Source organism: Agrobacterium sp. 10T429 (assembly GCF_056393925.1).
In genome coordinates this window covers 25,348-50,784 of the sequence record NZ_JBFTGV010000012.1, presented here as the reverse complement: position 1 = coordinate 50,784, position 25,437 = coordinate 25,348, and the positions used below count along the sequence as shown (strand labels likewise).

Below are 25,437 nucleotides of genomic sequence, written 5' to 3'. Positions count from 1 at the left end.
CGTTTCGTATCAGCTGTGCCTTTTAAATGGCATCTGGTTATTATGCGGGCTCTCACCCGGCCGCCCAGGTTGCAACCTATAGAAGCATCCGCTTGTCCAAGGCAGCGGCACGAGTCTGGTTTTTCATATCCAACTTTCGATAGGCCGGCGTCCACAGGTCAGCATTCGCGGTCGCCAAAAAGGCGTCGGAACAAGATCTGGTCCTGGCAACACGCCAAGCTGTGACATTCGGCATGGCGTCGGTTCCGCCTTCGCCGGGTACGGAGAAGGCTCTGCGAAGAGCAGATTGCTGCTGGGCATCACAAGCATCAATGGCGAGCCGATCAAATCAGCTGCAATACGCAAGCGCTTGGCGGCGTAAAAACTTGATTGCAAATTTCATCTTATCTTGATTTGATCCCGAGCCAATGGTAGCAGCGTTTTCATGGAAAGCGCAAAACACCCTGAAATCCTCGAGACCTTTATGGGCGTACGCTCTCGTCTGATGCGCGTCATCTACCGTCGGGTCCATTGCCCGGCGACAACTGCAGATCTCCTTCAGGATACTTTTCTTCGCTTTTGGGAACGGCCGGGCCTGTTACGTGATGTTGTCGACCTGGCAGCCTATTTCATGATTACCGGCCGCAATCTTGCGCTTGATCACGAACGCCGCCGCAAGATCGCCCCCTTTGTCGACGGGATCGAAGGCCTTGAATCCATTCGTGATCCCGCACCATCTGCGGAAGCAGCTACCATCAGCCGTCAGGAACTGCTTCGCGTTCAGGCCGCACTGGAACACATGCCTGCACGCGCCCAGCAGGTTTTTATCCTCGCTCGTATTGACGGCCTGACATATGTCGAGATTGGCGAACGACTGGGAATATCGCCCAAAACGGTCTTTGGTCACATGGTCGTGGCGCTTGAGCGGTTGCGTGCAGAGGTCAACTACGAGCGCTAAAAGTCGCATGGCGGCTAAGAATGAGGCGGCGGATGCAGGATTTTTCCCTTCAGGAGCACTGTCCTGACAATGATCCAGAGATATCACGCCGTGCAGCCGAATGGTTCGCGCTGCTTCTCGATGACAGCGCGACACCACTCGACCGTGCCAATTTCAGGGTTTGGCTCGAACAAAGCCCGGCCCATGCGAGAGCCTATGCCGAACTGGAGCGTTTGTGGCTTGGAGCCTCGGCCCTGCCAGAGGTATCAAGCCCTGCATCTGTCAGACGGCGAAAAATCCTCAAATCCGGCGGTGCACTTGCTATCCTGACCACCGCCGGGCTTGGGACGCACGCATATTTAAGGCAGCAAACAGATTACCGGACGGGCGTCGGAGAGACCGCGCGCTTCTCCTTGCCCGACGGATCGGTTGCCGAACTGTCGACGGCGAGCGCCATATCGTTAAATTTCACGGCGGGCCAGCGACACGTCATTTTACAACAAGGCGAAGCGTTTTTCACCGTCGCGCGGGACGCTGCTCGACCGTTCTCTGTTGATTGTAGGGACCTTAGAGCTTTAGCGCTTGGCACTCAGTTTTCCGTTGGGATGCATGAGGAAGGTATCGTCGTTGCGGTTGCAGAACATACGGTAAAGGTCTCATCGTTGAGCCAAGAGCGGATTGTCCAGGAGGGACAGTCCGTGCTTTTCGCCAATGACAAACTGTCGGTGCCATCACAGACGGATATTAAGACGAGACTTTCGTGGCGAAGCGGAAGGCTCGTTTTCATCTCGGCTCCGTTCGAGGATGTCGTTGCTGCCCTGTCAAAATGGCGCTACGGCAAGATGATTGTCATGGACAGAGCCCTGGCCCGCCGGCCGATCAGCATCATCGTGGACGTGCGCAGGGCCGGTCGGATACTGGAAAGTCTGGAGCACGGCCTGCCTATCCGTATTGCCAGCTACTCGCCTTTGCTGACGTTGATCTATCCGCAATAAAAAATCAGAAAATCGACCGAGGTTTTTTCCAAGCTGAAACGTCCCCTGTTCAGAAGCCCGAAAATGCTCGGGTATTGGTCCGTTTGCAGGGGGCAAAACGAGTGACACAGAAAAACCAAGCCGGCGGCTTTCGCATGAGACTGTACCGTATAATGTTGTTGGCCGCCTGCGCCAGTTTCACCACCGTCGTCTTGTCAACAGGAGCAGTTGCTCAGACCGCCAAGAGCTACGAATTTGCGATCTCCGGTCAGCCCCTGTCGGCTGCGCTGGTGCGCTTCTCATCGGTGACCGGTATCGATGTCGCTTTTGACGGTCCTCTGCCGGCAAACCTGCGCAGCGTCGGTACAGCCGGAAATCTCTCGGCTGAGGGCGCGCTTAGACGCCTTCTCGCGGGCACAGGACTGACCTTCCGATTTACGACCGCAAATACGGTCCTTTTGATCAACCCGCAAAACTCCTCGTCAAGCGCCAGTGCGGTTGGCGCGACAATCCTTGAGCCCATCGTCGTGCAGGGAGAGAACGCTCGTGGGCCTGTAGAGGGGTTTGTCGCCACACAGAGCGCCACAGCGACGAAGACGGGCACCTCACTCAAAGACACTCCACAGGCCGTCAATGTTGTAACGAAAGACCAGATTGCTGCTCAAGGTTCGACCACGCTGACCCAGGCTCTTCGCTATACGCCAGGCGTCATCAGCCAATATGGCGACGATTCGCGCTATGACTGGTTTACGATACGTGGATTTCGACCAAGTCGATATCTGGATGGCCTGCGCCTACCGTTTGGATCGCGCGGCTACGCCCAGCCACGTGTCGAACCGTTCAGCCTCGAGCGCGCCGAAGTCCTCAAGGGTCCAGCATCGGTCCTCTATGGCCAGGGCGATCCCGGCGGTCTGATCAACATGGTATCAAAACGGCCGAGCGCAACTGCTCTCAATGAAGTGGAGATGCAGTTCGGCACCGATAAGCGTATACAGACAGCATTCGATCTCGGCGGTGGCGCTGGTGACGATGACAGCTTCCTCTACCGCATCGTCGGCGTCGGCCGGTTGACCGATACCCAGTATGACTATGTGCGCGAGAAGAAGGGATATATTGCGCCTTCATTCACTTTCAAGGCGGATGAGGGAACATCACTGACGGTTTACGGTAGCTATCAGCACATCGACTCTCCCGGCGGCGGCGGAGCGCCGGCGCTTCCCGCGAACGGCACACTCTATACCCGCATGTATCCGGAATTGCCCCGCAGTGCATTCCCAGGCGAACCGGGTTACGACCACTACAAGAGCGACCAGGCATCTGTCGGTTACGAGTTTGAACACGAAGTCGATGACACCTGGACCATCAGACAGAACCTTCGCTACTCCTATATCGGAACAGATACTCAGCGCGTTCAGCCCTATTGCCCGGCAGCCTGCAATCCCACGGCCTTCTACCGATATGCCTGGGCGTTTCCCGAAAGTGCCCGCGCCGTCACCGTGGACAACCAAGCGATCGGAAATTTCCAAACGGGGGACGTCGCTCATACCGCATTGTTCGGCCTAGACTATTCCTACGAAAGCAGCCGCTACGAAGAGTCCGCGCTTTCCCCAATTTTCACTCCCTTCAATGGACTTGACCCCGTCTACGGCGCAACGGCGATCACGCGCCCGCCGATCGCAACACGGATCGATCAGGACCGCAGCCAGATCGGGCTCTACGCTCAGGATCAGATGGAGTGGAACAATTTCGTGTTCTCGCTCGGTGGCCGCTACGACTGGGCAAATACAGATACGAGGACCCGGACGAGCGTCGCTGACAATCAGGTCGATCAGAGAGACGGCAAGTTTACCTGGAGGGCCGGCCTCGTCTATAATTTTGACAACGGTTTGTCGCCATACGCCGGCTACTCAACCTCCTTCAATCCGGCCAGCGGCACCGACCGTTTGGGTAACGCCTTCGAGCCTACTACCGGTGAACAGTTCGAGGTTGGGGTCAAGTACCAGCCCAACGGTAGCAACAGCTTCGTCACCCTTTCTGCCTATCACCTCACACAGGACAATGTCCTGTCGCCAGATACGACCCCCGGATTCACGAACTACAGTCTGCAGACGGGCCAAGTCAGGATGCGCGGTGTCGAACTTGAGGGCAAGGCGGAAATCACAGACGCGTTCTCTGTCTTGGCATCTTATGCATACACCGACAGCGAGATCACCAGAGCCAATCCAAATGCTGCCGGTATCAGCAACGAGGGCAATCGCTTTGCCTTTGTTCCACGCCAGCAGGCATCGCTTTGGYTGGACTACACACTGCAGACATCGACCATCTGGGATGGTCTGAGCTTTGGCGGTGGCGCCCGTTACACCGGTCAGACTTTTGGCGACAATGCCAACAAATTCGACATCCCCTCATACACCGTATTTGATGCTGCCGTTCGCTACGATTTCGGCAAGGCAGACCCGAAGCTGGAAGGTTTGAAGGCGTCGCTGAATGTCAGCAACATATTCGACCGCAAGTATGTCTCGACCTGCATTGCTGCGACGGGATGCTATTGGGGCGAGGGTCGCACCGTCTACGCTACTCTCAAGTATAGCTGGTAGGATTGTGTCTGACGCTCGTTACCCAAATCGTGATTACAGGCTGACGCGGCGGCAATTCACCGCCGGGTTGGCTTCCGTTTTCCTGCCAGCAGTGGCAACAGCAAGCACGGAAACGCATCGGCTCGCCGTGTTGGACTGGGGCTGGGCAGAAAGCCTTCTCGCTCTGGACTACAAGCCATTTGCTGTTGCCGAAGCCCCTCTTTACGGTGACCGCGTTGTAACACCTGCACTTTCGACAGACACGATCGACCTTGGCCTGAGATCATGGCCGAACGTTGAACTGCTAAGAGCCCTGAAACCCGAGCTGATCGTGTCTCAAGCCGGATATGGTATCTCTGCTGAACGTCTCGGCGCGATTGCTCCAACCCTTGCGCTACCGCTTTACGGCCCCGCCCGGCAACCATTGCTTGCCGCAGAACACGCCCTCAAGGAGATTGCACGTCGCATTGGCAGGGAAAAGCGTGCGACAGACTATTTGGAACTGTCCTATTCGAGACTGGACGCGATAGCTCACAACGCAAAAGACTACGACGGGCGCGCCCTTTTGATCATCAAGTTTACGGATGACAGGCTTATCGATATCTACGGCGCAGGTGGCTTGTTCGATGATGTCCTGAAACGGATCGGCATTGCCAACGCATGGGATGGCAAGACCAATAACTGGGGCTTCGCAACGGCGGGTTTGGAGGCGATCGCGCGCTATCCTGAAGCAAGACTGGTCATCATCGAGCCGGGTCCACCGGGCCTTTTTTTGCAAAGCGCACTATGGAACGCCTTGCCGGCCGTACGGAATGGTCGTGTATCGATGATTCCACCCACATGGGTATTTGGCGCGTTTCCATCAGCAATGCGGTTTGCCGAAGTCCTGCGGCAGAGTCTCGGCATCGCATGAGAAACCGTTTCATCACCCCACCGCGCCTCGCCTTTACCATCACACTGGCAGCGATCGCGCTCCACGCCTTTGCCGTTGGTCACTATGTGGCGATCTCCGACATTCCAGCGGCCTTATGGCAGCCGGATCCAGCTTCGTTCGGCCAGATCTATGTCTATTTCTCGATTGTCCCACGGTTCCTCGTCGCTCTTTTGGCTGGTGGTGCGCTTGCTTTCACGGGTGTAATATTCCAGCAGCTCCTGAAAAACCCTCTGGCAGAACCCTCGACGCTCGGGATACTTTCTGGCGCTCAGTTGGCGATCACCCTTCTTTCCCTTTCTACAGTTGCAGTTACGGCAGGCGAGCGCGAGATAGCCGGGCTTGTGGGCGGCCTTGTCGCCGTAACACTCGTTGCGGGACTGGGAAAAGCTTCAAACTTCGCACCGATGACACTCCTTCTCTGCGGGATGGTGATCAGCTTTTCCGCCGGCTCGGCCTCCGTCATACTAGCCTTGTTTCACCACGAATATCTGCGCGGGGTGTTCATCTGGGGAAGTGGTTCACTCATCCAGAATGACTATTCCAACGCGACCGCATTGGCCTTGCGCATGATCGTGCTGATACCGCTGCTGTTGCTGTTCTTTCGACCGCTTTCAGTTATCGGTCTTGATGAAAGCCGTGCCCGCAGCCTCGGACTGTCCCCGGGCGGATTGCGCGCGGTGGTACTGTTTATCGCAACCGTACTGTCGGCTGTTGTTGTAGCCCGCGTCGGCGTCATCGCGTTCGTCGGCCTTGCAGCCACCAACCTCGCCCGAATAGTTGGCGCTCGAACGCTCCGCCAACGACTGCTGTGGGGAGGACTGCTTGGTGCCGGCCTCCTGCTGCTCGCTGACAGTCTCGTGCTTGCTGGAGCGCCCGTCGTCGGTGAGGTGCCAACGGGTACCGCCACCGCAATCATCGGCGCCATAGTGATGTTGGTACTCATCAAACATGTACCCCATTCCATTGACCAGCTTAACAGCAATGCCCTGAACCAAAGAGAGAACCCTCTGGCAGGCTGCTTTTTGCTGCCTGGTTCTCTTGCCATTGCTGCCGTTATCGCGTTGTTCTCGCTGACCGAGAGCTTCATAGCTGGCGGGGTGGAAACATCCGTGTTGTTTGCCGGTCGATGGCCAAGGGTCCTGACCTCGGCAAGTGCTGGCGCAATGCTGGCCATTGCGGGTTCCCTCACACAAACAATCACGCGTAATCCCATAGCGAGCCCGGAAGGGCTCGGCATCAGTGCCGGAGCCGGACTGGGGATTATCGCAGCTTTCTTCGCCGGAGGAATGGCGTCGCCTATTTTGCCGCTTGCCGGCGGCATAACCGGTGCAGTCGCCGCGTTTGCGATCATTCTGCTTGTGGCAAAAGGGAAAAGCTATGCGCCTGGACCTGTTCTTCTGTCTGGCATAGCCATCAGTGCGCTCGCGACTGCGATAATTTCGCTCATTGTCGCCAGTGGCGATCCGCGCGCAAGTTACATTCTGGCGTGGACCATGGGCCCTACCTTTCGTGCAACCGGCTTCGTCGCGAGCATCGCTGCAGCCTTGGTTTTGATCGGGCTGGCCATCTCGCCACTCTTGCGCTGCCCGCTAGAGGTCTTGGCGCTTGGGGACAGCACTGCACGCTCTCTTGGACTCAATCCGGCGCGATCCCGCCTCGTGCTTTTGCTGTTCATTGCCGTCCTGACGGGAGCTGCGACCGTGATTGTTGGCCCGTTAAGCTTCGTCGGCATGATGGCACCCCACATCGCCCGAGCGGCCGGGGCACGCGGCCAAATCCTGACGCTTCTCACGGCGAGCGCGGTCGGCGCAACGCTGATGATCTCAGCCGACTGGTTGGGACGGGCTGCCGACTTTCCCTATGAGATTCCCGCAGGCGTCATCGCCGCCTTTATCGGGGGGCCATACTTTCTGTGGGTGATCCGCTCGCGGGGCAGACAAAGCCCCAGGTTCTAAAATGAGGTAACAGCCTTGGTTCAGATATCCGAAGACAGCAGAACGAGAACCATCTCGAGGATACCCTTTTTTGAGTTGGAGCGGGCCAGTTTCTCCGTCGGAACTCGGGTTTTGCTCGAACCACTGACAATAGGTTTGCCAGCACGGCGAATTATCGGCCTGATCGGGCACAATGGCTCTGGCAAGTCGACATTGATCAAGCTCCTGGCCCGCCAAAATCCACTCAGTGCTGGCAAGATTTCCTTTGATGGAAAAGACTTGCATGAATGGGGCAGCAGGCCGTTCGCTCGTAAGGTGGCCTATTTGCCCCAGCAGGCGCCCGATACTGCAGGTATGCTTGTCAGTGAGCTAGTCGCGCTCGGGCGATATCCATGGCACGGCGCTCTTGGCCGGTTTGGCCCCGAGGACAAGACGAGGGTGGAGGAAGCGATGAGGCTGACAGACGTGGAGCGTTATCGCGCCCGCTTCATCGATACGCTTTCAGGTGGGGAGCGGCAGCGGGTCTGGCTCGCGATGCTCGTTGCGCAAAACCCTGATTGTCTCCTCCTTGATGAGCCGACCTCGGCCCTTGATATCGCCCACCAGATCGACATTCTCACGCTTATTCGCCGGCTCGTTGACGAGCGTGGACTTGGGGCCATCGTCGTGCTCCACGACGTGAACATGGCGGCTCGCTTTTGTGACGAAATCCTGGCACTTCATTGTGGAAAACTCATTGCACGTGGAGGACCAGAGGACATCGTGGCCCCGGATCAACTGCAAGCAATCTACGAGACGCGAATGGGCGTTATGCGCCATCCTGATAGCGGTCTACCGCTGGCATATCCACGCAGTTGAAAGGATCAGAACCGGCGACGCCGTTATTAAGGCAGATGCGTGGAGACAACAGCGCCTGCATTTACTGCCCTTGCGTTCCGTCCTATGTCATTACCTCCAGCTCGTGGCCTGGATGAACACCAACCTGCCCATCTATACTGTTGGAAAAATAATACGAGCCTGCCTTCCGGTTTCCTGAAGAAGGCAGAGAAGTCCGCCGCTATATACCAACTCGAAAGGCTTGTCGGATGGGAAATGAGCAGATTTCCGTTTTCCAACGATAGGTCGACCCTTCGACATGATGGACATGCGGCGAGACAGCCACCATAGTGTCGAAAAAGAGCGGCGCGCCAGACAGACGCTCAATAGCGGTGCGTGCCAACGGACGGGGCTGAAATACCGGTGAAGGCCGAAGCTTTGCATCAGTGAAGGAAGAGTTCTAAAAGTGGCCGTGCCGTGGTCGATAAAGGTTCGGCCTGCCTGCTGGCTCAGTTGAATGCCCTGCTACATTAACGAGTTGTACGTCGCTGGAGGATTTGGCTGATGAAAATGAGATTTCTCGGTGAGGCATTTTTCGCCTTTATGCTTTCCACCGCAGTCGCCTCCGCGCAGCAGGCGTCCGACACGGTGGCGCCCGAAAAAGCGACCGATATTGCGACTGCCAAACGCATCGAGTCAAAGAGCTTCATGGTAGCGGCGGCCAATCCGCTGGCGACTGAGGCAGGGCGTGATGTGATCGCCAGGGGCGGCAACGCCATCGATGCAATGGTGGCGGTGCAGGCAATGCTCGGCCTCGTTGAACCGCAGAGTTCCGGTCTCGGTGGGGGTGCCTTCCTCGTCTATTACGACGCAAAAAGCGGCAAGTTGACCACGTTTGACGGCCGCGAGACGGCGCCGATGGAAGCCACACCGAAGCTATTCCTGGATGACAAAGGTCAACCGCTAAAATTCATGGACGGAGTGGTCGGTGGCCGCTCTGTTGGCACGCCGGGAACGGTGCGACTTCTGGAGGAAGCCCACAAACGCTATGGAAAGGCCGAATGGGCAAGCCTGCTGAAGCCGGCGGAAACGCTGGCTACCGAGGGCTTTAAGGTGTCGCCACGCCTTGCCTCCCTGATCGCGTCCGAGGGGGACCGGTTGAAGAAATATACAGAACCCCGGTCCTATTTCTTTGACACCTCCGGGGTCGCCCTGCAGGCCGGCGTTCCTTTGAAGAACCCGGCCTATGCCGAGACGCTTGCGGCGCTGGCCAAAGGCGGCGCCGATGCCTTTTACAAAGGGCGAATTGCCGAGGCTATCGTCAAGGCTGTGCGCGAGGCGGCCGACAATCCCGGAGTGCTGTCGCTTGCCGATCTTTCCAACTATCGGGTCGTCGAGCGCGAGCCGGTCTGCTTTGCCTATCGTGCTCTTGACGTTTGCGGCATGGGGCCGCCGTCGTCGGGCGGAATCGCCATCGGCCAGATGCTCGGTCTGGTGGAAAATTTTGATCTCAAGGCGCTTGGGCCAAAAAATGTCGACAGTTGGCGCATTATCGGCGACGCCCAGCGTCTCGCCTTCGCCGACCGCGAGCGTTACGTCGCTGACACCGATTTCGTGCCGCTGCCGATCAAGGGCCTGTTGGACAAGACCTATTTGGGCGAGAGGGCAAAGCTGCTCGACGGCGATAAGGCGTTGACCAACGATGCCGTCAAGGCCGGCGAGCCGGAATGGGACCACGCGCTGCTTTTCGGCCGGGATGCGGCGATCGAGTTGCCCTCCACAAGCCATTTTGTCATCGTCGACAAGGACGGCAACGTGGTCTCGATGACGACAACGATCGAAAGCGGCTTCGGCTCGCGTCTGATGACGAACGGCTTCCTGCTCAATAATGAGTTGACGGACTTTTCCTTCAAGACCCATGATGGCGGTCTGCCGATCGCCAACCGCGTTGAGCCAGGCAAACGACCGCGCTCCTCCATGGCCCCGACGATCGTGATGAAGGGTGGCAAACCGCTGCTCGCCATCGGTTCGCCGGGCGGCAGCCAGATCATCGGCTATGTAGCGCAGGCGCTGATCGCCTATATCGATTGGGGCATGCCTGTAGAGGCGATTGTCTCCCAGCCGCATCTCATCAACCGCTTCGGCACCTACGACATCGAGGCCGGTACAAGCGCGGAAGGTCTGGCAGGGCCACTGAAGGCGCTGGGTTACGAGGTGAAACCGGGCGAGATGAATTCCGGTTTGCATGCCATCGAGATAACCGCCGAAGGTTTGATCGGCAGCGCGGATCCACGACGCGAGGGAGTGGCGGCAGGGGAGTGAAACGCTCCGCCAGCGGAAAGGGCATGAGAATAGGTCAACACGAAGGGTGTGTATCTCGCCAAGGGGCGCTAACACCTTGACAAGAACCTGCGGCCTCCTGATGCAATTGTGGATAACGGTGCACGATCTCTTCCAGATTGCGCGGGGGAGGCTGACGGTTTATCGGCAGCAATTACGTTCTTTCGGCTAACCACTACACGTGGGTTGCGACCACCGCTGTGTTTGACATACAGCCTGCAAACAGAAACTGACAGGCTGCGCTGTTCAAGCGCACGACACAAGAGGATATATGACCATGGCAACACCCCGACGACCGTCCAATCCGAAAGACGCAGCAGAGGCGCTATTCAAACCGGCAAAGAAGGTCGCAGCGCCAGCCGTTGAACGGCCTGCAATTCCTAACACCAAAGAGCTTGTATCATTGAAAATCGACAGCGATGTGCTCGCGCATTTTCAAGCCGACGGTCCGGGCTGGCAGGAGCGCATCAACGATACCTTGCGAGCCGCAATGAATGGGTCCAATTAAGCTCTTGAAGGGTCCCGACCACGTACTTCGTCATTAGCTGCCGCTTTTCGGCCTCGCGGCTCGTTGGGCAAGCGTGGCGCAATCATGCGCCATTCACAGTCAGCCCGGACCTCTGTCGAAACGAGAAGGCCTTCTCCGCGTTGAAGGCGCTCGTACCAGAGGTGGCCCAGTGAAAGATCCCGCGACTGTGGGGTAGCATCGAAAGGCCGGTTGATCTGGTCGAGCCACAAAAGCCTGGTCATATCGCAGGGTCTTTTCGACCACTCCGCGATTGAGGAGGCGTTACTTTGGCCAGTACTTGTTCACATACATCTGTGTCTCACGAAGCATGAAACGGGCACTGTCTTCGGCTCGGTCCTCCCAAGCGAAAACGCAATTTGAAAGGACACCGTCGAATTTCATGTCGGCAAGAGTTGAGAAGAATACTTCCCAGTTGATCTCACCTTGGCCGAAGTCGGTGTGTTGATGGACGCGCACCTTCGCTCCAGGCGGATTTACAATGTAGCGCAGTTGCGAAGACTTGTTATGGTCATAGGTGTCTGCGAGGCGCACATGTGCTAGAAGCCCCTCGGTCGCTCGCAAGTTAGCAACCATGTCGGGACCGTAGAAGAAGGTATGGGGCGCGATGAACGATGCCTTTACAGCCTTTGAATTGATCGTCTTGATGATATCGATGGCAGGGGCGATTTCCTCAATCCAGTCCTCTGGATGCGCTTCGAGCGAGAGGATCAGCCCTTCGCGCTCCAGAATTGGCACGAGGATATCCATCGCACGGAAAAACTGCCCCTCACACGTCTCCGGACGATGCAACCCACTGCGGTCATTCAGGCTTCGATCCGGGGATCCCCCTCGCCCGAACTCCGAGACCAACATCGGGCATTCCATCTCTGCCGCAATTTCGATGGCTCGCTTCCAGTTCTCTATCGCCGTTTCCCACTCGTCTTGGTATGGGCTGGCCCAGCGGTACATTGGCTGCAGCGTTGCCAGGCCCACCCCATGGTCCTTGAGGGCCTTCTTGAAGCTCTTTACCCTCTCGGGATAAACCTTCGGACGCGTCCACCAGGAGAGAAAGTCCGGACGGGGTGAGAGCTCAACATAGTCGTATCCCAGCTCGGCGGTCTTTCGGCAAATTTCCTCCAGAGATAAATGACGGATCATGTGCGGATCGAGTGCGTGTTTCATCAAAACCTCCTGATAATATAAATTCGCCCCTTCACGGGAGCGTCGATGCGGACAAGCATCGCTTGCTGGACCACGTCGCGTGGGTGGCAATCATTTATGGAGCTGCGCCAATGGTGCTGCTCCCTCCATCGCGCTACCGATAATCGACCCAGACCCCGCCGAGATCGGCGGAACGAACGCAGTTCTCAACCCAGCGAACGCCCTCAACCCCTGCCGCAATCCCCGGAAACCGGAGGCTCGCAAGGCGTTCGCCATCGTTTTCGTTGCGCGCCTCCATAGCGATAGCAAAGCGGTCGTAGAGGTTAGCCCAGGCCTCGAAGAGGCCCTCGGGATGGCCTGCACCGATACGATCGTCGGCAAGTGCCTTTGCGTGCAGGTAGCCCATGCCACGCTCAAGAATGCGTACCGGCTCGCCCTGAACCTCAAATCGTAGCTGGTTTGGCTGCTCGTCCCACCATTCGATCGAAGCCTTTGATCCGACGACGCGCACCTTTTGTCCATGCATGGAACCCGCATTGATGGCGCTCGACCAGACGGTGCCAAACGCGCCATTGTCATATTCCATCAGGGTCATGGCGTTGTCTTCGAGCGGTGCACGCGTCTTGACGAAGCTCTGCCGGGTGCACAGAAGCCGTTTGATACGGAGGTCGGGCAGGATGACCTCGGAAATATAAAGCGGATGTGTACCGATATCGCCGAGCACATAACTTGGACCTGCGAATTTCGGATCGACGCGCCAGCGGGTCGCCGGGTTTTGAAGCTCGACAGCCTCGTTGTGAAACCCGTGGGCGAATTGCAGGTTGACCAGACGAATTTCCCCGAGCTCGCCGGCAGCAACGAGCTCGCGGGCATGCTCGATGACTTGGTGGCCGCTATAGCCGTAGGTCACGCCAACAATACGGCCGCGCTCTGCGGCGATACGCTGAAGATCCTCGGCCTCGGCCACCGTGAAGCACAGCGGCTTTTCACACACAACGTGCAGCCCGCTTTCCAGTGCAGCCTTGGTGATCTCGTAGTGGGTATTGTTGGGCGTTGCGATCGATACTGCCTCGATCCCATCCGGACGCTTTGCCTCCTCTGCGAAAAGCGAACGCCAATCGGCGTAGCATCGCGAAGGCTCGAGCCCCAGTTCAACACCGAAGGCGCGGCCGCGATCGGCATCGAGGTCGAAGGCGCCAGCGACCAGGTCGAAGTAGCGGTCACGCAGGGCGGCGCTGCGGTGAATATAGCCGATCTGACTGCCTCGACCACCACCCACCATAGCCCAGCGAAGAGGCCGTTTTGTCTGACGCGTTCCGTAAATCATGAGGTTTGTGTCCCGGATTGTTAGAAGCCAGCCGACTTGAGATAGTCACGGCTGAGTTTTACGTCGGCGAGGCTACCGCCCGCGTTGCGCGGATCACGCTCCTGCTCAACGGTGATAAAGCCTTCATAACCAAGCTCATCAAGAAGGGCGCGAATGGCGGGATAATCGATACAGCCCTTGCCAATGGGACACATGACGCCCTGCGCGCAGGCTTCAAAGAAGCGAATGTGCTCACCCATCACGCGGCCGAAGACGGCCCTGTCAATGTCCTTGAAGTGGATGTAGTCGAGACGATCGGCGTATTTGCGCAGGGTTTGGACAGGGTCCATGCCGGCATACCAGGTATGGCCAGTGTCGAGGCAGAAACCGGCAACCTCCTGGGGTATGTCAACCGCGAGACGGGCAATCTCGTCCTCGAATTCGATGTAACCGCCGGCATGCGGATGAATGGTGGCGCGAACGCCATATTTCTCGCGGGCAAGAGCGGATATCGCCCTGATATTATCCATCATGCCGTTCCATGCCGCGTCATCGAGCCGGGGTGCCCTGTCGGAATGACCCGCCGCATAATCGCGTTCGTCGTGTCCCCAATCCATCACCGTCAGATAAGGTGCAGGAAATCGCTGGCCCGGCGTCTTCGGCGGCGTCGGCAGACGGGTGATCAGAGCGCAAATCTCGTCCGTCTGGCGCAGCAGGCTATCGCGGTTTTCCTCAGCGACAAGATCATTGAAGATCGTTCCGGCGACGATATAGAGCCCTCGACTTGTCAGAGCCTGAGAGACCATATCGATGTTCAGCGGAACATAACCATAGGGGCCAAGCTCCACTCCCCCATATCCGGCCGCCATGACTTCGTCGAATACCATTTCCCACGGCGGTAGGTTTGGATTGCACACGTCATCGACGCCCCAGCAGCACGGTGCTGTGGTGACTGTTATACCCATAATATTCTGGTCCTTCCCTGGTGTCGCTCACTTGGTGGGCGACCCTCCCTGACGCAGAGATTTAGCTGGAGATCTCCGATTTACAAAGTTGGAATTTGATGGGATTCAATCAGAAAACCGGGCGGAGAGGTAAATGACTGCACGCAAGATAAGCATTTCGGATGTTGCAAAGGCAGCCGGAGTCTCGACCGCGACGGTGGATCGGGTTCTCAACAACCGTGGCGGCGTGCGTACCGACAAAGAAGACCGAGTTTTGGCCACTGCACGGGCGCTCGGTATTGACCGGGCCCTAGATCGTACCCCTTCACGCGCGCTACGTGTCGCGGTCCTTATCCAACCGCCAGTCAACCCGTTTCACGCGTCTTTGCGCAAGGGTATCGATCTTGCATCGCGAATGTACACAACACTGAACGTGCAATTCTTCGTCCATCACATCGATCCACGAAAGCCGGCGGCGATCGCCGCAGCCGTCCGCGATTGTCGCTCCTATGATGGCCTCGTCATCACCAGCCCTGACGATATCAGGGTTCGAGAAGCCGTAGCATTCCTATCGCGCAATGTCCCGGTGGTTACTCTGGCGACCGACCTCACAGATTGCGGGCGTGCCGCCTATGTGGGGCCGAACGACAGGCAGGCCGGTCGGGTGGCTGGCGACCTGATGGGCCTTTTCCTCGGACGGCAAGGCGGCCGCGTCGTCGTGGTTGCCGGCTCACGCGATATCACTGGCCATCGCGAACGGGAAGCCGGGTTTCGCGACATCATGACCGAGCGTTATCCTGAATGCAGTCTGGCCGTGGTTCTGGAGACCGGAGAAAATCAGGAGGAAGCTGGCCGTGTCGTAGAGATTGCATTTCGGGATGACCCGGGATTACGAGGCATATATCATCTGTCCGCGGGTGCTTTGCCGATTGTCAGTGCCCTGCAACGCCTTGGCCGAACCGACAATACGGTGGTCATCACCCACGAACTCACGCCCAATCGACGGATGCTGCTAAAATCCAGAAAGATCAACGCGGTTATCGACCAGAGACCCCTTTTGGAAGCACGCCTGGCAGTTGAGACCATCGCAAAGCTCCTCGGTAGAATGCCTGGAGAAGCGGTCTCTATCTCAACGGACATCCAGATCTTTCTCGCAGAGAATGCCTAGCGTGCGTGTATCAGATTTTCCTTGTTAAAGCTGGGTATAAGCAGAGCCGCACCGCCTTTGCCGACGACCCCTTGATAGGATCAGAAGAGGCGATCCGTTGTTGCAATTCAGGATTTGATTGAGCTTGAGCCATCAAACCGTTCGCCGATGACCGTTTGAAACTATGTTGATGACTAATTGAAAGTGAAGACGTGACCATTTGAAATCAACGTAGCGACTTCCATAAAGTGCTGTAAGCACAAGGACAACGACCAGATACGAAAACGCCAACAACAAAGACGCCTGGTCGCCAGACTGGCGTTCTTGCAGCGATTGGCCGGTCGATTCGACCGCAAAACCCTTGGGCAGCGAGTTTGCGAGCTTCGGCAACCGGGGCCTTGACTGGTCAAGTGGTGATCAGGCGGCAACCAGCACGATCTTGCCCTGGATGCTACTTTCTGAAGCACGACGATGCGCTGTCGATGCCTCGGCCAGCGGATAGGTGCTGTCGATCACCACCCGTATGGAGCGATCATCGAGCAGACGACCGGCCTCTGCCAATTGCGCACCGTTCGAACGCACCTGTGTCGTTGAGACGGTGATCTTTCGTCGGGCCGCTTCGTCATGGCCTAGAAAACCCAGCGGGTTGACGAGAAACAGGGCGCCATCCGGCTTAATGCTGGGGAGAAAGCGTTCCATATTCGCGCCGCCGACGGCGTCAAGCACCAGATCAGCATCCTTCACCACTGCTTCGGCAGCCGCCTTCGTATAGTCGATGAAAATATCGGCACCGAGATCATAGAGAAGCGCCTCGTTTTTGCCGGAAGCAACGGCAATCACCTTCGCGCCTTGCCACTTCGCGATCTGGACTGCAAGATGGCCAACGCCGCCGCCGGCGCCGTTCACCAGCACGATCTTGCCGTCGAGCGGAACCGGTGCATGCCGGAAGGGCTGGAATGGGTTCGGCAAATCATGTCCCAAATCGACCAGAAATTGCCAAGCGGTCAAAAGCGACATGGGCGCACCGGCAGCCTGGATATGGTCGATCCCGGCGGGCTTCAGCGCCAACTCCGATACCGGAACGCGAACATATTCGGCATAGGCGCTGCTTCCCGTCATGAGGTTTTGCGGGAAGCGGACCATCGCATAGACCTCGTCGTTGACCTTGAACTGCGACACGTTTTCACCAACGGCCGCAACCGTGCCGGAAACGTCCGTGCCAAGGATCAGCGGAAAGCTTGGCCTGGGGTGCCATTCCGGCGGTAGAGCCCGATAACCATCGCGCAGATAGAGATCCGGCGGGTTGAGGCTGGCGGCATGGACGCGAACAAGCACGTCGTCCGCCGAGATTTCCGGCCGGGGCGCATCTTCATAACGAAGAACATCTGGCCCACCGAATTCGTGCAACCGCACAGCTTTCATCATATCAGTCATGACGGCCTCGCTTGAATATTCGTTTTGATGACTGAAGATACGATCATCTCCTTCGCTTGATAATCATCAGATAATTCGCTTTAATAGTGCCATGAAGGAACAAATCGGAATTGATAGACTGACTGGGTTGATCGCATTCGCTCGGGCCGGCTCGCTCGGAAGCTACACCGCCGCCGCCCGCTCCTTGTCCATCTCACCCTCGGCGGTCAGCAAAAGCATTCAGCGGCTGGAAAAGCAGCTCGGCGTTTCGCTTTTTGCGCGTACGACACGTTCCCTGGCCCTGACGACCGAGGGGCGCGATCTTCATGAGCGTGCGCTCAGGCTGCTGCACGACGCCGAAGATATAGAGCAGGCGGCAAAAGCAGCGCGCACCGAGCCCGCCGGCACTTTACGGATTGCAGCATCGTTGCCTATCGGCCTGCACGTAATAGCGCCGATGCTTCCTCAGTTTCGCAGGCTCCATTCGAGGGTCAATATAGATCTACGTTTGAGCGATCACATGGTTGATCTTATCGAAGGCGGCTACGATGTAGCGGTCCGCATTGGTGATGTGGCAGATTCGCGCCTGCTTTCGCGCCGCCTTCTGCCACATCGGCTATGCTGTTATGCCTCGCCCGAGTATCTGGCCGGGCGCAGCCCGCCGACCAGCCCAGACCAATTGGAAGAGCACGAGACTGTCAGCCTGCGCTACCAGAGTAGTGGCCAGCTGTTCCGCTGGCCTTTCCACGTAGGAGACAGGGAGGTGGAGATTGTGCCCACCTCCAGCATTATCGTTGACGCGAGCGAAGCCGTGCTGGCAACGATCGCAGCAGGTGCCGGAATCGGAATGGCAACCAATTTCATGGCCAGCACTTGGGTGAGGCGTGGAGCGCTTATTCCGGTTCTGGCAGATTATGCGGTGGAACGGCACAACATCACGGCGCTGTGGCCCGAGAGCCGGCGGTCAAACCCGGCCGTCCGCGCTTTCCTCGACAGCTTAGTGAAGTTGTCCTGACAATGGCAGCGAATGTCTGCTTTTGGGGCGACGCTGCCTAGGCAGCAGTTGCCAAAAGCGGGCGTGAGGACAGATCACAACCCGTCGACAAATTCCCCAGACTTCTACAAGCGACATTAAGCAGCCACGTTATCCAGCTCCAACAGTGCCTCCGAGGAGAGCTCTATCCTGGCCGCGGCGAGGTTTTCTCGCAGATGTCCCCGTGACGATGTGCCAGGGATCAGGAGAATGTTCGGCGATCGCTGGAGAAGCCAGGCAAGCGCAACCTGAATCGGCGTGGCGTTGAGCCGGGCGGCCACGTCAGACAAGGTAGAGGATTGCAGCGGCGAGAAGCCGCCAAGAGGAAAGAACGGCACATAGGCAACCCCTCGGGAGGCGAGTGTGTCGATTAAGGTTTCGTCCTGCCGATGCGCAAGATTGTACTGGTTCTGCACGCAAGCGATGTCGGTGATCTTTCCGGCGTCCTCGATTTGCTTCGCCGTGACGTTAGACAGTCCGATATGCCGGATCAGTCCCTGTTGCTTTAAACCCGCCAGAACTTCAAGTGGCTCATCCAGTGAGCCTTCCGCGGGACCGTGCACGTCGAACATAGCGCGCAGGTTAACCACATCGAGCACATCGAGTCCGAGATTGCGGAGGTTGTCATGAACGGCCTGTATCAGCTCCGCGCGGGCGAACGCAGGATACCAAGAAGCGTCCGCGCCCCTGCCTGCGCCGACCTTGGTGACGATCACAAGGTCGTTGTCATACGGATGCAAAGCTTCGCGGATTATCTCGTTTGTAACATGCGGGCCATAGAAATCGCTGGTGTCGATGTGGTTGACGCCGCTTTCCACCGCCTCGCGCAGGACGGCTATGGCCTCCGGACGATCGCTCGGAGGCCCGAAAACGCCCTTGCCTGCAAGCTGCATCGCGCCATAGCCCAGCCGGCGCACCGTATGATCGCCAAGCGTGAAGGTTCCTGAAGTTGCAATAGTGCTCATGGTCCATCTCCTTGTGTTCCTCCAAAATAGACAGGTGGCATATACGCTACAAGAAGCTATAATCCGGACAGCTTGTCCGTGAAGGCGGACAATTGTTTTTACGTTTGGAGAGCAGGGTGTCGGATTTAACGGATCTGAATGCGTTTTTACTGGTGGCTAGATCCAAAGGTTTTCGGCAGGCCGCGCGCGAAAGTGGAGTCAGCTCCTCGGCGTTGAGCGATGCGGTGAAGCGTCTCGAAGAAGACCTTGGGGTACGACTATTCAATCGCACCACCCGCAGCGTGCTCCTGACGGATGCAGGACGTCTCTTGCTAGAGCGCACCGGACCCGCATTCGCAGAGGTGGCATCGGCACTCGACGAGGTGAAAAGCAGCCGCGGCCGCACCTCGGGGGATCTCAGACTCAATGTTCCGATGAGTGCGGCAAGGCTGGTCCTGCCTCCGATCGTGCCGCCGTTCCTAAAGGCCTATCCGGAAATCAGGCTGGAAATCGTGACCGATGAGAATTTCGTCGACATCATAAAGAGCGGCTGCGACGCAGGCATCCGTTATGACGAACGGCTCCAACAGGATATGGTGGCTTTGCCGATCGGACCGCGCCGGCAGCGCTACGCCCTTGCCGCGTCGCCGGGTTACCTTGCAAGAAGAGGCAAACCGCAACATCCACAAGACCTGCTTTCGCATGATTGTATTTTAGGCCGGTTTTCGGGGCGCGCGCTTCCCTCCTGGGAATTCGAACGCGATGGGGAAGAAATCGCCATAAATCCTAAAGGTAGCCTCGTTGTTCAGTTCGGCGGCGGCACCGATCTTGGTATCGACGCAGCCATTGCCGGTTCTGGCATCATTTATATTTTTGAAGACTGGCTAAGGCCACACTTCGATAGAGGAGATCTGGTACCGGTGATGGAAGAATGGTGGCTGCGGTTTTCCGGCCCTTTCCTCTACTATTCTGGACGGCGGCTTGTGCCCGCGCCTCTGCGCGCATTTATCGATTTTGTGAGACAATCGCACAAAGATACGGCGAAACGCTTGCAGCCCGGCCCATGAATTCAAAGTCAGACGTGTTCGCATCACTCGCTCTGGCGGGGCTGCCGATAAGCAATCGTATGGGGTCCTTCGAGAATCTGTTGAATGCGTACGATAGGGCGCTCTATCTGGCTAAATCGTCAGATCTGAACCAGATGCTCCACAGTGACCTGTCGCCAGAGGATTTTAAACCAAGAGCCCTCGTGGCTGTATAGCTGCGCGAGCGCGTGCGGGACAACAGATCGCACCTGGCTGTGTTGGCCCTGGTACCAGACCTTCCTTTTGGCTGGCCATACGGTCGGATCATCTGACGCCACATCAGGCATTTAAGGGTGCTCTGCGCGCAAAGGCTGTTGGAGGAAACCAACCTGTCTGTCGACGATATTGCGATAAGTGGTGGATTTGGCAGTGCGTCTACCTTGCGAGGCAATTTTAGCGTTCGATTTTTTACCAATCCCCTTAGCTACCGCCAACGTTTCAAAGCCGAATAGCGCGCATCGCCAACCCGTCGGGGCGTGGGGAGCATCGCATTGCTTGGCGCCTTGTTGCAGAGGGGGCGCATGAAAGCTAAGATCTACAGTGGGCTGTGAAGCCCGCTATCCTTGCTCAGCCCGTATTGTATCTGCGATTGTCGCTAGATCGCTCGCGTCACCATCAAGGCCATAGAAGGCGTAGGGGTTTAGAAACTGCCTTCCCCAAAACAGGGCTCTATCCACCTCGCCCAGCGCTGCCTCGTCACATAGGGCTCGCCAGTTATTTCCGATCGTCCGCAGTTGATGGCCGACGATTTCGATCGCCTGAGCCCGATTCAGGTGGAAATGCGACGCTGCGGCGAGACAGGTGACGATCTTGCTGCTCCTGTCCTGTTCAACAATCAGCATCGCCTGGCCCACTTCCTCTCCGGCACGGGGCTGCGGACAAATATCGTAGGCGGGCGTGAGTGAAAGCGAAGCTCCGTCCCAAAAGGCCGCATGATTTCTTGCATGATCATCGGTATTGCCAATGAGAATGTTGAAACATAGACGCGAAAACAACTCTCTCAATGTTTCGGGGGCGGCGGTAAAGCGAATGCGTATCGTTTCTGCCAGATCCTGATAGCTGGCATATCGCGCGTGCATTTCATCGAGCTCGAGCATGGTCAAGGCGGATACCATCGACCGGCGATACCACGCCTTGCCAGCGTGAATGCGGTCAAACCGCTGGACAAGCAATACGTCCTTCCCGGAGGAATGAAGGAGTTTCACAGGCGACACGTTAAGTCCTGCGAGCGCAGCCAGTCGCATGGCGATGTATTCGCCCTTCACCACACTATAAGTGTCAGAGCTGCTCGAAAATTTTGCGATGTATTTGCTCGCGTCATGATCGATCAGGGCTTTTGGTCTCGCCCCGCCGATCGAGCTGCCGTGATGGAGCGCTTGATCCAGCTCGGGACCGAGGGGAAGGTTTTTTTCAACTCGTTCTGCCGCAGTCATCAGTTGATCAAGCGTGGCGTGGCCGCTCCCGCGGCCAATATAGTGTTTCGCCGATGCTTGGACATCGAGCGCCCCGGTTCGGTCTGAGCCTGACTCAAGCAGGAATGTCAGTTCATCGAGGTCCAGTCCATTCAGCTCGCCTCCCCTCACGCCGAACGCGCGATTGAGGATAACCCGACGTCCCCATGCGTCGGGAGAGGCGTCGCGGATTGAACTCGGCATTGAGAGACCATGGAGGGGGCGTATCTCGCCTGCCTCGAGCGGCAATTCCGGAAGATAGAGTGGAATCGCGCTCGGATTTTGGAGATAAGATCGGCCATAAACGAAGCTGATCTCCCCACCTGTAACTCCAAGACGGCCGGCCACCACAGGATCGGCGTTTTCCGAAAGCCACACCCAGACGAACGCCTCTGTTGGCTGCTGCTTTCTAGAAGTCATTGTCGATTGCTATCTGTTTTCGTGGACGCGCATGTTTGGGAAGCAGCGTAAGTCGCTTCTGGAGTTCTTCGTTTCTGAAAGTCATACCACCAAGATCATCGTCGAAAAGGCGGATACCGAGAACGGTACACGCCTCGAAAGCAACACCGAGCTCCACTTTAGGATCGCCTTGTTCGAGCCGCTGCACAGTCCCGCGTGCCACACCAAGCCGGCCAGCAAGCTCCTGAGCTGTCATCTTCCTCGATTTGCGCTCAAGCTGGATCATGTTTCCTAAAAAACTGATGGCAGCAATCGTATAGCGTGCGTAGCTCTGTTTTTTCGTCGCCGGCATTGGTCGATCCATCGTACAAATAGAAATAAGATGCATCATGCATCGTACTAAATCAAATATTGATCGAATCGACCGTTAAAAATGATCGATACATTGGTCAAAGATCGATAATATGGTCGATGCATCACGCAAAAATTACGTCTGCCCCCACCATGGCGCCCCTGATGTCGATGGTATCCGATGGTATGGTTCAACAACCGCGTCCCTGATTTCACCACGCGTCGCGCCAACTCTTCTTTGGGCTACTATCGCGCCATCGGACATGTCCCGCCTTCTTTTGTCTCGACCGCATTTATCGCTGTGCCCCGCGTTTGCGTGGAAGTAAGTCGCAGCTATGCGGGCGGCGAGGAATGGTCAGGCCTGCACGGCCCCGATGAAGGTTGCTTCACACACTCTCTCTCATGAGACGGATACCATGATGATCAATGCGAGTGCGTTGGCGACCGCATCATCGACCGGACAGCGAGAATGTCGCGACCGAAATGGTCAACAGGGCGCCAGTGTAGCGGCCCGAGCCAGAGATCGTCTGTTCGAGTTGTTTCGGATGCTGAAAATTTGACGGCGAAGCACGCTGCCTGCCTCCGGGGGCAAGACCTCAATTGTTTCCCGGAATACAAGGCCTTGCCGGGCATGGGCGCCTTCCAGTAATCGAGTCCGTTAATCAGGTATCGGATGCAACAGATGCGCCGGGGCCGCTTTGGCTGGCCCTCGTATTGACGGTAGAGGATAGGCCTGAAAAGCGGGTTACGTGAGCCATCTGCCATATGAGACGATTCAAGCAGTGCAAGCGCATCGGCCACGCCCGCAAACGGGGCAATCGTTTTCCATGGCGTAACTGCGCGCGATCTAGCCCGCTCACCTCCGAAACAGTTCAGATAACTCCCTCGATATTGCCGCTGACAAGAAGTCGAAACGGTCCTCTGCTTACTTCGATCGAACACGCCGAGGAGCCTCTCGACATCATCCGATCGGGAAAGTGCTGCGCCCGCCTGACGAGCATCGTGATCTTCCGCTGACGGACGAGCCCCGGCTTGCACGCATTGCATCGCAGCTGGCAGACGATCCGTCCAACCGCAGTACGATGGCGCAACGGGCAAAACGAGTGGCGATGAGTGAGAATTCGCTGGAGCGTCTCGTTCAAAACGAGACGGGCCCGACCTTTGGCCGCTGGCGACAGCAATTGCAGGTGATTGTCGCAATCCGAAGCCTTGCAGCGGGGGCAACAGTGCAGCAGGTTTCGGGGGATCTTGGATATCAATCCGTGTCTGCATTCATAACCATGCTCAAGAAAGCGCTTGGCACATCGCCTGCCCGATATCTGGGAAATTTCGACCCCTGAAGGTCAGAAAAGACAGCGATAGCCGAGACAAGATAAAGCATGTTCACCCACATCATGATTGGCAGTAATGACTTGGCGCGGGCCAGGAAATGCCGTCTTCGCTCTGGGAGGCACGTGCCGCGCCAACCTAAAGCCAATCCCCATGCACGGGTTGCCACCCAGGATGTTCCTGATGCCATTGTGGCTGGCCGGCTGTTGAACGTTCTTGAAGACTGGCAGGGCGACCGCGAATGGAGACACGAAAGCTTTGGCAACGAGGTCGATTGCCCCACGATTGCATCGCCCGGTGGCACGTCTTTTGCGGCATCTTTACCTAAACGTTGCAGCTGCAAGTCTTGGAAGCATGAACCGGAACGCGATGCTACGAGCGCCCTGAAACAAGAGAAGCGAAATCCAAAGGCCGTCATTGCCATAAAGGGGTTGCAGGATTGCCCAGGCGGCAAAATAGATGATCAGGGATGCCACCATGAGGTTGCGCATTTGCCGAGACCACGTCGACCCTATATAGACGCCGTCCATCTGGAAAGCGATGATGCCAACAAAAGGCAAAAACACCACATAAATCAGATAGGTATCAGCCAGTCTCGCTACGGCGTCGGTGGGCGCGGTCAGCGCAATCACCCAGTCCCCGGCGGCCAAGAATACGAAGGAAACCACCGCCGCGAAAATCAGGCCCCAAAATGTCGTCAGTCTGATCGTACGATCGAAAGCGGGTCGATAACGTGCGCCGACTGCGCGTCCGGTAAGCTGTTCCGCCGCTGTCGCCACGCCGTCGAGAAAAGCGACGCCAAAGAAATAAAATCGCAGCAGAATAGTGTTGGCGGCAAGCACATCGATCCCAAGAAAGCCGCTTTGGCGGGTAAAGAAAGAAAGGCCGACAAGCAACGCGAACGAGCGGATCATCATGTCGCCATTGACCGCGAAGGATCGTCTGATTGCGGTTATATCCGGGAGCCGCCAGGTCGAGCAGTCGGTCTTGCCCAGAATTAAAATTCCTCCTGCGACAGCGGTCACGATTTCTGCAACCAGCGTGGCGATTGCGACCCCTTCGACGCCCCACCCGAGCCCAATCACCCAATGAACGCTGAGAACGGCATTTAGCCCATTCAGCAGGGTCTGAAGGATCATGCTCCACATGGCCTCACCGCGGCCAATGAGCCAGCCGAAGGCGACAAAATTGAACAGAACGAAGGGGGCCGACCAGATGCGCCAGTGGAAATAGGTCGACGCGGCTTCGGCGACAACACCTTCGGCGCCCATGACGTTCATGCCGAGCGCACCGATCGGCCCCTGCAGCATAAGCAATAAGAGACCAGCCACCAGCGCGATGATCAGGCCGCTCAGCAGCATGCGCTGTTCACCTAACCGGTCGCCAGCGCCCATTGCCTGTGCCGTAAAGCCGGTCGTGGCACCGCGCAGAAAATTGAAGGTTACGAAGATGACATCGAAGATCACCGAGGCCAGCGCCACACCGCCAACCAGTGCTTCGTTTCTCATATGCGCGATGACGCCGGTCGCCACAAGACCGACGAGGGGAGTGGACAGATAGGCGATCATCATTGGTATCGCAATTTTCAGGACATCGCGATGCGCGACGCCGAACGGCCGGGCAACTGCGTCCAACTCAGTGTTTGCCGGTGCCTTCACTTATTCTTTCCGATGTGGTTCACCCAAGGTATGCATCAGCCGGTTCGCCCAGCCAAAGATGGCGATGGAGTGGATGAGGTCAAGAATTTCAAGACCATCAGGCCGACTTCGCGCAAGTGGTAAAATTGATAGACACCTACATTATCGGGATGTGCGGTCAGATCGACACCGAAATTGAACAGCGCCTGCTGTTCCTTGGCAGCTTCTGACGAAACTGT

General features: G+C 57.1%; 20 protein-coding genes and 2 pseudogenes. 13 read left to right on the top strand and 9 right to left on the bottom strand.

The annotated features are described in order from the left end of the window. Window positions 1-424: 424 nt before the first annotated feature. From AC1DCP_RS22440 to AC1DCP_RS22405, 8 genes are all read left to right on the top strand, one after another. Window positions 425-937: an RNA polymerase sigma factor gene (locus AC1DCP_RS22440; protein WP_003517117.1), complete on the top strand. Its 513-nt coding sequence runs from the start codon at window positions 425-427 to the stop codon at window positions 935-937. A 32-nt stretch (window positions 938-969) separates the two neighbouring features. Continuing rightward, on the top strand, window positions 970-1,911 hold the full coding sequence (locus tag AC1DCP_RS22435) for a FecR family protein (RefSeq protein WP_476774643.1): 942 nt from the start codon (window positions 970-972) through the stop codon (window positions 1,909-1,911). 101 nt (window positions 1,912-2,012) lie between these two features. Continuing rightward, window positions 2,013-4,487, top strand: coding sequence for a TonB-dependent siderophore receptor (locus AC1DCP_RS22430; RefSeq protein ID WP_236736203.1), 2,475 nt, complete (start codon window positions 2,013-2,015; stop codon window positions 4,485-4,487). A gap of 67 nt (window positions 4,488-4,554) precedes the next feature. Then, the gene (locus AC1DCP_RS22425; RefSeq protein ID WP_081308457.1) at window positions 4,555-5,379 is read left to right on the top strand and encodes an ABC transporter substrate-binding protein; all 825 of its coding nucleotides are present in this window, start codon (window positions 4,555-4,557) and stop codon (window positions 5,377-5,379) included. Beyond that, entirely contained in the window at window positions 5,376-7,355 is a 1,980-nt protein-coding gene (gene fhuB / locus AC1DCP_RS22420; protein WP_476774642.1) for a Fe(3+)-hydroxamate ABC transporter permease FhuB, read from the top strand. Before AC1DCP_RS22425 ends, fhuB begins: the two co-directional genes overlap by 4 nt. A gap of 24 nt (window positions 7,356-7,379) precedes the next feature. Next, window positions 7,380-8,192: an ATP-binding cassette domain-containing protein gene (locus tag AC1DCP_RS22415; protein ID WP_065687629.1), complete on the top strand. Its 813-nt coding sequence runs from the start codon at window positions 7,380-7,382 to the stop codon at window positions 8,190-8,192. A gap of 522 nt (window positions 8,193-8,714) precedes the next feature. Then, on the top strand, window positions 8,715-10,472 hold the full coding sequence (gene ggt, locus AC1DCP_RS22410; RefSeq protein ID WP_476774641.1) for a gamma-glutamyltransferase: 1,758 nt from the start codon (window positions 8,715-8,717) through the stop codon (window positions 10,470-10,472). A gap of 295 nt (window positions 10,473-10,767) precedes the next feature. Next, a complete protein-coding gene (locus AC1DCP_RS22405) occupies window positions 10,768-10,998 on the top strand; it encodes a BrnA antitoxin family protein (protein ID WP_003517125.1) in 231 nt (76 codons plus the stop codon). 282 nt (window positions 10,999-11,280) lie between these two features. On the opposite strand, the gene AC1DCP_RS22400 is transcribed toward AC1DCP_RS22405, so the two are convergent. The 3 genes from AC1DCP_RS22400 to AC1DCP_RS22390 all read right to left on the bottom strand — a co-directional run bounded on the left by AC1DCP_RS22400 (window position 11,281) and on the right by AC1DCP_RS22390 (window position 14,430). Then, window positions 11,281-12,180, bottom strand: coding sequence for a sugar phosphate isomerase/epimerase family protein (locus tag AC1DCP_RS22400; RefSeq protein WP_019565834.1), 900 nt, complete (start codon window positions 12,178-12,180; stop codon window positions 11,281-11,283). Between the two features lie 133 nt (window positions 12,181-12,313). Next, window positions 12,314-13,486, bottom strand: a complete 1,173-nt coding sequence (locus tag AC1DCP_RS22395; protein ID WP_476774640.1) for a Gfo/Idh/MocA family protein — start codon at window positions 13,484-13,486, stop codon at window positions 12,314-12,316. A 20-nt stretch (window positions 13,487-13,506) separates the two neighbouring features. Further along, entirely contained in the window at window positions 13,507-14,430 is a 924-nt protein-coding gene (locus AC1DCP_RS22390) for a sugar phosphate isomerase/epimerase family protein (RefSeq protein WP_476774639.1), read from the bottom strand. A 133-nt stretch (window positions 14,431-14,563) separates the two neighbouring features. Between AC1DCP_RS22390 and AC1DCP_RS22385 the strand changes: the two genes are divergently transcribed. Continuing rightward, window positions 14,564-15,577 (top strand): LacI family DNA-binding transcriptional regulator, encoded by a 1,014-nt coding sequence (locus tag AC1DCP_RS22385; RefSeq protein ID WP_476774638.1) that lies wholly within the window; start codon window positions 14,564-14,566, stop codon window positions 15,575-15,577. Window positions 15,578-15,973: 396 nt separating this feature from the next. On the opposite strand, the gene AC1DCP_RS22380 is transcribed toward AC1DCP_RS22385, so the two are convergent. Then, window positions 15,974-16,990 carry an NADP-dependent oxidoreductase gene (locus AC1DCP_RS22380; RefSeq protein WP_476774637.1) on the bottom strand — a complete coding sequence of 339 codons (1,017 nt, stop codon included), beginning with the start codon at window positions 16,988-16,990 and terminating at the stop codon, window positions 15,974-15,976. 91 nt (window positions 16,991-17,081) lie between these two features. On the opposite strand from AC1DCP_RS22380, the gene AC1DCP_RS22375 reads away from it, so the two are divergent. Next, the gene (locus tag AC1DCP_RS22375) at window positions 17,082-17,984 is read left to right on the top strand and encodes a LysR family transcriptional regulator (RefSeq protein ID WP_083211563.1); all 903 of its coding nucleotides are present in this window, start codon (window positions 17,082-17,084) and stop codon (window positions 17,982-17,984) included. 116 nt (window positions 17,985-18,100) lie between these two features. Here the strand turns inward: AC1DCP_RS22375 and AC1DCP_RS22370 are convergent, their stop codons facing one another. Then, the gene (locus AC1DCP_RS22370) at window positions 18,101-18,967 is read right to left on the bottom strand and encodes an aldo/keto reductase family oxidoreductase (RefSeq protein WP_476774636.1); all 867 of its coding nucleotides are present in this window, start codon (window positions 18,965-18,967) and stop codon (window positions 18,101-18,103) included. A 116-nt stretch (window positions 18,968-19,083) separates the two neighbouring features. Between AC1DCP_RS22370 and AC1DCP_RS22365 the strand changes: the two genes are divergently transcribed. Together AC1DCP_RS22365 and AC1DCP_RS22360 are read left to right on the top strand one after the other, a co-directional pair. Further along, a complete protein-coding gene (locus AC1DCP_RS22365; RefSeq protein WP_476774635.1) occupies window positions 19,084-20,013 on the top strand; it encodes a LysR family transcriptional regulator in 930 nt (309 codons plus the stop codon). 296 nt (window positions 20,014-20,309) lie between these two features. After that, the gene (locus tag AC1DCP_RS22360; RefSeq protein ID WP_476774661.1) at window positions 20,310-20,483 is read left to right on the top strand and encodes a helix-turn-helix domain-containing protein; all 174 of its coding nucleotides are present in this window, start codon (window positions 20,310-20,312) and stop codon (window positions 20,481-20,483) included. Between the two features lie 105 nt (window positions 20,484-20,588). On the opposite strand, the gene AC1DCP_RS22355 is transcribed toward AC1DCP_RS22360, so the two are convergent. Together AC1DCP_RS22355 and AC1DCP_RS22350 are read right to left on the bottom strand one after the other, a co-directional pair. Next, window positions 20,589-21,902: a type II toxin-antitoxin system HipA family toxin gene (locus AC1DCP_RS22355; RefSeq protein WP_476774634.1), complete on the bottom strand. Its 1,314-nt coding sequence runs from the start codon at window positions 21,900-21,902 to the stop codon at window positions 20,589-20,591. Further along, window positions 21,892-22,233, bottom strand: coding sequence for a helix-turn-helix transcriptional regulator (locus AC1DCP_RS22350; protein WP_476774633.1), 342 nt, complete (start codon window positions 22,231-22,233; stop codon window positions 21,892-21,894). The genes AC1DCP_RS22355 and AC1DCP_RS22350 overlap by 11 nt, the downstream gene beginning before the upstream one ends. A gap of 982 nt (window positions 22,234-23,215) precedes the next feature. Here AC1DCP_RS22350 and AC1DCP_RS22345 point away from each other — a divergent pair. Further along, a pseudogene (locus tag AC1DCP_RS22345) lies at window positions 23,216-23,572 on the top strand (helix-turn-helix domain-containing protein); the annotation flags it as partial. 309 nt (window positions 23,573-23,881) lie between these two features. Here the strand turns inward: AC1DCP_RS22345 and AC1DCP_RS22340 are convergent. Beyond that, window positions 23,882-25,219, bottom strand: coding sequence for an MATE family efflux transporter (locus tag AC1DCP_RS22340; RefSeq protein ID WP_476774632.1), 1,338 nt, complete (start codon window positions 25,217-25,219; stop codon window positions 23,882-23,884). Beyond that, window positions 25,220-25,410, bottom strand: a pseudogene (locus AC1DCP_RS22335) (carboxymuconolactone decarboxylase family protein); the annotation flags it as partial. Between the last annotated feature and the right edge of the window lie 27 nt (window positions 25,411-25,437).

Bases quoted from the DNA above. Each gene is read 5' to 3' on its own strand.
- AC1DCP_RS22440 (WP_003517117.1), top strand. From the start codon at position 425: ATGGAAAGCGCAAAACACCCTGAAATCCTCGAGACCTTTATGGGCGTA.
- AC1DCP_RS22435 (WP_476774643.1), top strand. From the start codon at position 970: ATGCAGGATTTTTCCCTTCAGGAGCACTGTCCTGACAATGATCCAGAG.
- fhuB (WP_476774642.1), top strand. From the start codon at position 5,376: ATGAGAAACCGTTTCATCACCCCACCGCGCCTCGCCTTTACCATCACA.
- ggt (WP_476774641.1), top strand. From the start codon at position 8,715: ATGAAAATGAGATTTCTCGGTGAGGCATTTTTCGCCTTTATGCTTTCC.
- AC1DCP_RS22405 (WP_003517125.1), top strand. From the start codon at position 10,768: ATGGCAACACCCCGACGACCGTCCAATCCGAAAGACGCAGCAGAGGCG.
- AC1DCP_RS22400 (WP_019565834.1), bottom strand. From the start codon at position 12,180: ATGAAACACGCACTCGATCCGCACATGATCCGTCATTTATCTCTGGAG.
- AC1DCP_RS22395 (WP_476774640.1), bottom strand. From the start codon at position 13,486: ATGATTTACGGAACGCGTCAGACAAAACGGCCTCTTCGCTGGGCTATG.
- AC1DCP_RS22390 (WP_476774639.1), bottom strand. From the start codon at position 14,430: ATGGGTATAACAGTCACCACAGCACCGTGCTGCTGGGGCGTCGATGAC.
- AC1DCP_RS22385 (WP_476774638.1), top strand. From the start codon at position 14,564: ATGACTGCACGCAAGATAAGCATTTCGGATGTTGCAAAGGCAGCCGGA.
- AC1DCP_RS22380 (WP_476774637.1), bottom strand. From the start codon at position 16,990: ATGACTGATATGATGAAAGCTGTGCGGTTGCACGAATTCGGTGGGCCA.
- AC1DCP_RS22375 (WP_083211563.1), top strand. From the start codon at position 17,082: ATGAAGGAACAAATCGGAATTGATAGACTGACTGGGTTGATCGCATTC.
- AC1DCP_RS22370 (WP_476774636.1), bottom strand. From the start codon at position 18,967: ATGAGCACTATTGCAACTTCAGGAACCTTCACGCTTGGCGATCATACG.
- AC1DCP_RS22355 (WP_476774634.1), bottom strand. From the start codon at position 21,902: ATGACTTCTAGAAAGCAGCAGCCAACAGAGGCGTTCGTCTGGGTGTGG.
- AC1DCP_RS22350 (WP_476774633.1), bottom strand. From the start codon at position 22,233: ATGCCGGCGACGAAAAAACAGAGCTACGCACGCTATACGATTGCTGCC.